Genomic DNA, 8,138 nt, shown 5'->3' with positions numbered 1-8,138 from the left:
CTGTTCTTTTTTTATCTTATATCTCACTCGATAATCTGCTATAAATTCATTATAATCAAGTGCTCTTTCACTATTCCAAAGCCTGTCAAATTCAGAAACTATATCTTTTGCAATCGAGCCATCTTCACTTGAAACAAGTTTTGTATTCCATTCCTGATTTATTGTTATAGCTGATGAGGTGAGATTGGAACTTCCCACAATTATACGATAAATCTTTCCATCTTTAAAAATGTACCCTTTTGTATGAAATCCATCTTTTTCTCCCTCTGTCTGATACATTTTTAATTTTATATTATTTAAAGAATTTAACTTATCAAACGCTTCCGGCTCACTAAATGTAAGATAATCCGTAGTAAGTATTCTTCCCGGAACACCTCTATTCTCCAGTTGTTTAAATACTTGTAAAAGTGGCTCTATCCCACTCATTTTTATAAATGCAACACTTATCGAAAACGCATCACAATGTAAAAGTTCATATTCTAATGAAGAAAGAACTTTCTTTCCGTTTTGATAATTATTTGAAATAAATTCCGGTCTATATGCGAGATTTGAATCGCATGTGTAATTAATAAATGCGGTATTTAATCCCGATTTTAATTATTTTAAATTTATATTTTTCTCCATACTTATCCTCACTTCTGAACTATTTGATGCAATGAAACCATAAGTGCTATTCTTATATCCATTTTACACATTTTTAGCTTTTATCTCAACTATTTTACGACCAAATCCGAGCCCGCTGTTTACGGATGGTTGCTCTGATTTTCTTAGTGCTGCGTTTCTTTGCCTTTGCAAGTGCAAGATAGTTCTTTCTGGCTTGTTTGCGATACATACGTGGTCTTGAAAATCCATAACTTTTGCAGAAACGAATGATGATGGTCTCCAGCTTTTCTCTGGCTTCATTGAGTAATGAGAAATTCTGTGGATACCTGATATTTGATGGTGCACAGGTTGCATCAAGCATAAGAGTTCCTTTGAATAGTCGGGAATATTTCTTTTCAAATATTTCCCACGGAATGACATCTGCCATCTTTACCCATCTGTTTTTAGGATTCATATGAAGGCCTATTGGCTGGTTGAAACTGAGGAAGTTGCTCTGTGTATTGTCAGTATACTTGTACATTGATTTTTTCACTCCTGTAAAGGTACTTTTTTATAGAAAACTGCACGAAAAAAGATTTGAATACTTATAAAACCGTGCACTTTATTATACCATTTTTGAGTGAAAAATGCAGTAAAATCAATGGTTTCAAGCTGTTTTTTTCATTAATCAGCAGACACTATTTAGGTTACAACCTGTAACCTTTTTTATTCTGACAAGCCTTCTTCAATTTCTTCAATAGTCGGCAAGCTACTTTTAAACTCTTTTCTCAACACCTTAGTCAATTCATATTGTGCTATTCCAATAGGTTGTGAAATATTTTCCAATGAGTACTCAGCAACCACGTCATCTTTATCCTTACAAATCAGGATTCCAATTGTCTGATTATCCTGCTCATCCTTCATATTCTTATTCACTGCAGTAACATAGAAATTTAGTTGACCTGCAAATTCTGGTTTAAATTTTTCTGTTTTCAATTCAACCACAACATAGCAATGCAGTTTTACATGATAAAATAGTAGGTCCATATAAAAGTTACTTTCTCCAACTTTTATTTCTACCTGCTTACCAATAAATGAAAAACCTGTTCCAAGTTCCAATAAAAACTGTGTTATCTGCTCCACCAATGCATCTTCCAGTTCTCTTTCATTATATTCTTCTCTCAATGCTAAAAAATCAAAATTGTATGGATCCTTTAATGTCTGCTCTGCCAAATCAGACTGTGGTTCTGGAAGCTTGACTTGGAAATTATTAATTGCTTTCCCCTGTCTTGCATATAAATCACTTTCAATCTGGTGAACCAATACATTTCTACTCCAGTTATTATCCATAGTTTTTTGTATATAAAATAATGCTTCATCAATATCTTTGCACTTATACATAATTCGTTGATTATGTCCCCACGGAATGCTTTTTACCATACTTTCAATTTGGGTTACACCTTGTAACCATTTTTCATTATTCGTATAAAAATTATACCAATAACGAATATGTTTTAGATTTTCTACTGAAAAACCAGATACTCCAGGAAAGGCTTTTTGCAAATCATTACTCATCACCTTTAGAAATGCATCTCCCCATTTAGCTTGCTTCTGCTTTTCACAAATCGCAATACCGAGATTCCAATATAAATCAAGCATCTCATAATTTATTCTAACAGAAGCCTTAATCTGACTATTTCTAATCTTATTCTTTACTTCTTCTATCCAAGTTTTATAATCATCAGTCACAACAAAGCCAACCTCTTTTCTCGCCATCTTAAACCCTCCTGTTAGTATTTCCCTAATATAGTAGCCAATTCATACCATATCATTTTCTTGTATAACTGTATCAAAAATTGCCTCTTCAATAACCTTCACACACTCATCCGTATGCTTCTTTATAATACCATTTACCACCCGGAACCTTTACCGAAAGGTACTTCCCGTAGCTTGGCCAGTTCCAGTACACACCAAAGCAGGAACAACACAAGCCATACCAAAGCCTTTAAAACATTCAGTAAAAATACCTGTTAAGTTTTCCCATCCGGAGCCAATCCGGACATTTATCACACGGAAACGTCTAGGACAAGGCTTCCGAAACCCTTGTAAATCCTGGGTTTCTTCCACCTGTCACAAATATACCACGTTCCCCTGTAGAACTTATAAGCAATGCTCTGTTTTCACCGTTTTCATATAATCCCATTATATTCTCAATAAATTTAACCTGCATACTGTTTGGCTCTAATTTATATTTTTCAATACTTATAACTTCACTTTCTTTTGCAAGTTTCTGCTGTTCTTTTTTTATCTTATATCTCACTCGATAATCTGCTATAAATTCATTATAATCAAGTGTTCTTTCATTTTTCCTTATAAAGATTGTGTCAAGTGTGCTAAAACACAATCTTTCTATTACATATCCATTCTACCAATTTTCACCTTTTCAAGCAACCACAACCACTTTATGCTATAATACACATAGGTAATTGTAAAAATTCCCATAAAAGGAGGTAATATAAATTGAAAAAGAAACATACAAACCACACATTAAAAAAGGCAATATCCCTAACTGCTGCCACAACAGTTTTATGCACTGGCATTTTTACACCTGATTTTTTCAGCACACAGTCTGTCACGGCGAAAACTACATCACAAAAAACAATTACTGTTACCGATAACTCTTCCACTACGACAATTTTATGTACAAACATAACACAATCCATCGCCACGGCAGTAGACACGAATACAACAACAAATGTGACTGCAAAATCTACAACTATCAACATTCAGGACACAATGCCTACAACAGACACAACTACTACGGAAGCCCCGCCTGCCACACCGACAGCAACTAAGAAACCGACATCTACTAAAACACCGGCAACAACTAAAAAGCCGGCTGCCACAAAGAAACCTGTTGCTGCCAAAAAACCACAGAAAAAGAAATCCAACATAACTAAGATTACTATCAGTGCCGCCGGTGACTGCACTCTTGGTTCTGACTACAAATCGCCATCCGGTGTTAATTTCTATGCAAAGTACAATGAGAAAAAAGACCCGTCTTATTTTTTTAAGAATGTAAAGAGTATTTTTAAGAAAGACAACCTTACGCTTGTCAATTTTGAGGGTACTTTGACTAAGAGAAATACCCGTGCAGACAAAACTTTTGCTTTTAAGGGCAATCCGGCTTATCTCAAGATTTTACAGAAAGGCAATGTCGATGCGGTTTCTTTTGCAAATAATCATTGCCATGATTATGGCGAAGGCAGTTACAATGATACTATTGCTGTTTTTAAGAAAAATAAAATGCCTTATGCTTCTTATGGTAAAGTTTCCGTTTATAAGACTAATGGAAAGAAAATTGGCATGATTGCCGTTAATGGTCTTGATGGTGTTTCATCGAGCGAGCGTTTTATAAACAGTGGTATTAAAAAACTGAAAAAGAAGAAAGCTGACCTTATCGTCGTAAGTATGCACGCCGGTATTGAAAAGACAAGTGTTATCAATGATGTTCAGAAAACTATCGCACACTATGCAGTTAAGAAAGGGGCAAATCTTGTCCTCGGCCACCACCCTCACACTTTACAGGGCATTGAGAAATACAAAGGTGCATATATCGTTTACAGTCTTGCTAATTTCTGTTTTGGCGGAAATACAAATCCTGCCGACAAAGATACGATGATTTTCCAGCAGACTTTTACTTTTAAAAACAAGAAACTTAAGAAAACTAAAGATATTAAGATTATTCCTTGCAAAGTTTCATCTTCAAACAGCATTAACAATTATCAGCCTACACCGGCTAAGGGTGCGGCTAAAAAGCGTATTATTGCAAAGATGAACCGTTTCTGCAAGCCTTATAATTTGAAATTTAAAAACAACGGGAAGCTGCGCTAATCTTCTAAACCGCAAGCTGAAAGTAAAAAAGAGCAAAACCAGCCGCCAAGTAATAAAAATCCTACCTGGCGGTTGTTTTATTTTTTCATACGATAATTTCTTACTATATGCAACTTTTGGTGCTACTGTTTTTCCGTCAGATTTTGTAAAATAAAACTCATTAAATCCGCCGCCCGACTCGGCAGTTTTCATAATAGACTGAATTATCTTCACACCATTCTTGTCCGTTAGGTCATATCTGTTTGTCCCCTCCTGTTCAGGCAGGATAGGATTTACCATTTTCACCCATTTTTTAATTATTTCACCTTTTTGATATTCTGTATCAAGAAAAAACGGCAAGCTGAACATCAATCAACTCACCGTCCTTTAATTTTAGACTTTATTATATCCTGAATAATTCCACTACGCCTTAAATATCTTTTTATACACCGCCTTTTTACTCTTAGGATATGTAAATTTTGCTTTTTTCTTTATTCCTGAAAAAACATTTTTTCCTACGCTTTTCTTTGTAAGTTTTGTTGTCTTTATCGTAATCTTACTTATTTTACTGCTTTTTGCAAATGCCTGTGTTCCAAAAGTTTTTACATTTTTTCCTATTGTGACGGTCTTTAACTTCGTGTACTTATAAAAAGCCTTTTTGTCTATTGCTGTCACCTTAAATTTAATTCCCGAAATGATTACATATTCAGGTATTGACAATTTTGTTATCTTTTTTGATGTACTTCCCGTGCATGACACCTCAAATTTCTTAGTCTTTGCGACCACGCCTGTTACTTTATATCTGATTCCTTTAACAGTAACTTTTTTGCCTTTTTTCGGATATTTCTTTTTCGTGGAAGTATTACTGCCTGATGAATCTTCACCACTTGTTCCGCTGTTATTATTGCCGCTGTTACTGTCACTGCCGTTTTGGTCGTCAGAGCCGCCTGTTGCAGGTATTGTCTGAATATCAGTCCTTGCATCACATCTCATACAATGGATTGACTTTTCCCCTGCGGTATTTTTTGTTGCCGGTTTATCTATTGTGTAATCACTCTCCCATGCATGACCCAATGCCGGTACTGTAAGAGCACTTTCTTTAAGCTCTGATATTCCCTGTTCATCACGATACAGTTTCCCACATCCGCTGCAACTGTAGTATGCCACTGTTCCTGTTTTTTCACAGGTTGCCGATACCGGTTCATGATATTGCATTGTATGAATATGTCTGCTCTTTAAACCACGCTGCACCGTTACATTTTCTTTTTCACGGATAACATAATATCCCAAAGCATTGCTTAATGTGTTGACAGTTATCTTTGATGTATCCATATCTCCGAAAAGTTTATCTTCTATTACCGGGACTGTCTCAGGATAAAAGTTTATCTCAACAAGGCTGCTGCAGCCTGCAAATGCCTTTGTTCCGATTTTCTCTATCTTTTCAGGAACTATTATCTTTGTAATCTGGCTTTGTCCCTCAAACGCCCCTGTTTCTATGGATGCTACCGGATATTTAACATCACCTATTGCCATTTCTTCTTTTATCTCAACTTCTCCCGTCAATGTTTTTCCGGGAACGGCAGCTGCTTTAAATGTCTTGTTTCCGTTTATATCTTCATCAAATGTATAACGAATACCTGAATCATCGATATAACTTATGTCGCCACATACATTGCATTTTCCGTCAACATATTTATGCCCTGTTTTTTCAATCACATTTTGTGCAGTTATGACTTCTCCACAGACTGAGCAATGTGACCCCTCTGTCAGTCCGTTTTCAATACAGGTTGCTGCTTTTGCACTGTCCGTAACTGCCTGACTTGTATGTACTTCATCAGTTGCTTTTGCTATGCTAAATTCTTTATTTACACTGCCTTTAAAAATGCCTTTACCGTTTATCACTGCTTTTGCAATTCCGGCTGTTTTATTGTTTTCATAGCTAATGGTATAATCAACATCTTTTTCAAGAACGGTATCTCCGTCAACCGTAACCGTAACATCCGGCTTACATTCCCCACCATTGTATGTGTACTGTGACTGCGACAATGTCACATCCGCATCTGCTATGTTAAGACTTCCTTTTTCCCCTATCCTGAATATATAATTCTTTGCAATTCGGCTGTTATATTTTGGATAAATCTTAATACCACAGACTCCGTCTTTTTTTATCTCAAGTCGGTTCATGGATGAATTGACCGTCATCTCCTCCGGAACTGACACTATGTTACTGTTTGCCGTTTCTATCACTACATCATTATAAGCGCTGTCATCCAAAACACTTTCAGGCCAGCAGTATATTTTTGAGCCACTTTTTAAATCCATCGGCAATGTTTCGCTGTAACCTCTCTCCGTATGTGACTCATTATTCCACTTTACATTAAATGATGACGGCGGTGTTATATGCACACTGTCACCACATACCGAGCATACTCCGGTTCTTTTTCCGTCCGACTCCACATCACCGTAAACATAATCATGTGCTTTCTTTGGAATATTCTTTTCCTCCGTATAATCGCATTTGTCACAGTAATAAGTTTTCTTTCCCTCTGTCTGACAGGTTGCAGGTGTATAATTCTTTATTTTTTTGTTGTGTGTGCATTTTACTGTTATATCTTTAGTTGCAACAACTTTGTCACCCGATTTTGCAGTTATCGTAACTGTTCCGTTTTTTATAGCAGTCACTACACCATCATCAGTGACTGTTGCAATACTTGTGTCCGACGATGAAAAACTGTCAATCCCAAGTGCCCAAAGACTTCGCACAGCATTGTTTCTCTGAATTTTTACCCTCACCGTATAATTCGCCGTGGCATCGGTATTTATCTCACTATCGCCCTCTATTGTGTACTCTTTTATGTACTGGTCTGCAACTTCTATTTTCTGCATTACATCTTTCTTTGCTCTAAGCATAGACTCATCAAGTCCCTCTTTTTCCGACAATTCCGTTGCAAGTGTATTTGAAAATCTTCCAACTTTTGAATAGAAATCTCCACAGCCTACATATTTATATTTAGGATTTATTATGCTTGTATAATGTCCTGTCTCCTCACCTGTCGGATTTTCCTTTACCCAATACTGTTTTTCCATATAAAACTGCATGATACCCTCACCCATATCTGTCGTATCGTTGTAGGCAAGGTCCTCAGCACTTCCGGAAATCCCGTTATAACTTATGGAAAATGTATTTTTATCGTTGAGACGGTTATGCCCCGAATCCATAAACGCATATGCTATTCCCGCTTCAACAGCCCTTATCTTAGCCACACTTTCTAAATCTCCTGACCACTTCAACGGCACATAATCATCAGCGTTAAGCATACGCTCAGGATTTCTTGGGTCAGGTACATCTCCCTCTTCGCACGCCTCCTTACGAATTTCGTTAAGCTTATCGAGAGCCTCCATTGCCTGACTGTAATAAGTACCGTACACACCAAGCAGAGTACATCCGTCAGAAGCCTCACTCACATCAGTATCCAAAATCTCAGCCGACTTGGCATCAGCTTTAACATCAGCATATCCCACCGGTAAAACAAGCGAGGCACACATAACAAGTGACATAATGACAGCAATAAATCTTTTCTTCATCATTTGCTCCTTCCTTATCTAAATACAAATATTTTTTACGATACTATCATAATACGAAATTAAATTATGAAAATATAGCAAATAACACAGCATATAAT

5 protein-coding genes and 2 pseudogenes are annotated in these 8,138 nt (G+C 36.5%); 1 reads left to right on the top strand and 6 read right to left on the bottom strand.

Annotated features, from left to right (window positions below):
- The 4 genes and pseudogenes from DW721_RS13830 to DW721_RS13815 all read right to left on the bottom strand — a co-directional run.
- Positions 1–426 (bottom strand): phospholipase D-like domain-containing protein (locus DW721_RS13830; protein ID WP_243036034.1); only part of this gene is annotated, 426 nt, incomplete at its 3' end.
- Between the two features lie 282 nt (positions 427–708).
- Positions 709–1,123: pseudogene (locus DW721_RS13825) on the bottom strand (hypothetical protein); the annotation flags it as partial.
- Between the two features lie 185 nt (positions 1,124–1,308).
- Positions 1,309–2,358 (bottom strand): PDDEXK nuclease domain-containing protein, encoded by a 1,050-nt coding sequence (locus DW721_RS13820; protein ID WP_118746103.1) that lies wholly within the window; start codon positions 2,356–2,358, stop codon positions 1,309–1,311.
- Between the two features lie 304 nt (positions 2,359–2,662).
- Entirely contained in the window at positions 2,663–2,902 is a 240-nt protein-coding gene (locus DW721_RS13815) for a hypothetical protein (protein ID WP_147355413.1), read from the bottom strand.
- Between the two features lie 200 nt (positions 2,903–3,102).
- Here DW721_RS13815 and DW721_RS16490 point away from each other — a divergent pair, with 200 nt between their 5' ends.
- Positions 3,103–4,476, top strand: a complete 1,374-nt coding sequence (locus tag DW721_RS16490) for a CapA family protein (protein ID WP_118746101.1) — start codon at positions 3,103–3,105, stop codon at positions 4,474–4,476.
- 105 nt (positions 4,477–4,581) lie between these two features.
- Here DW721_RS16490 and DW721_RS16485 read toward each other — a convergent pair.
- Positions 4,582–4,755: pseudogene (locus tag DW721_RS16485) on the bottom strand (cache domain-containing protein); the annotation flags it as partial.
- Positions 4,756–4,878: 123 nt separating this feature from the next.
- Positions 4,879–8,043: a leucine-rich repeat protein gene (locus tag DW721_RS13800; RefSeq protein ID WP_118746099.1), complete on the bottom strand. Its 3,165-nt coding sequence runs from the start codon at positions 8,041–8,043 to the stop codon at positions 4,879–4,881.
- Positions 8,044–8,138 lie beyond the last annotated feature (95 nt).

This window comes from Clostridium sp. AM27-31LB, assembly GCF_003480745.1.
In the GTDB taxonomy this organism is placed as follows: domain Bacteria; phylum Bacillota; class Clostridia; order Lachnospirales; family Lachnospiraceae; genus Butyribacter; species Butyribacter intestini.
This window is presented reverse-complemented; position numbering and strand designations above follow the sequence as displayed.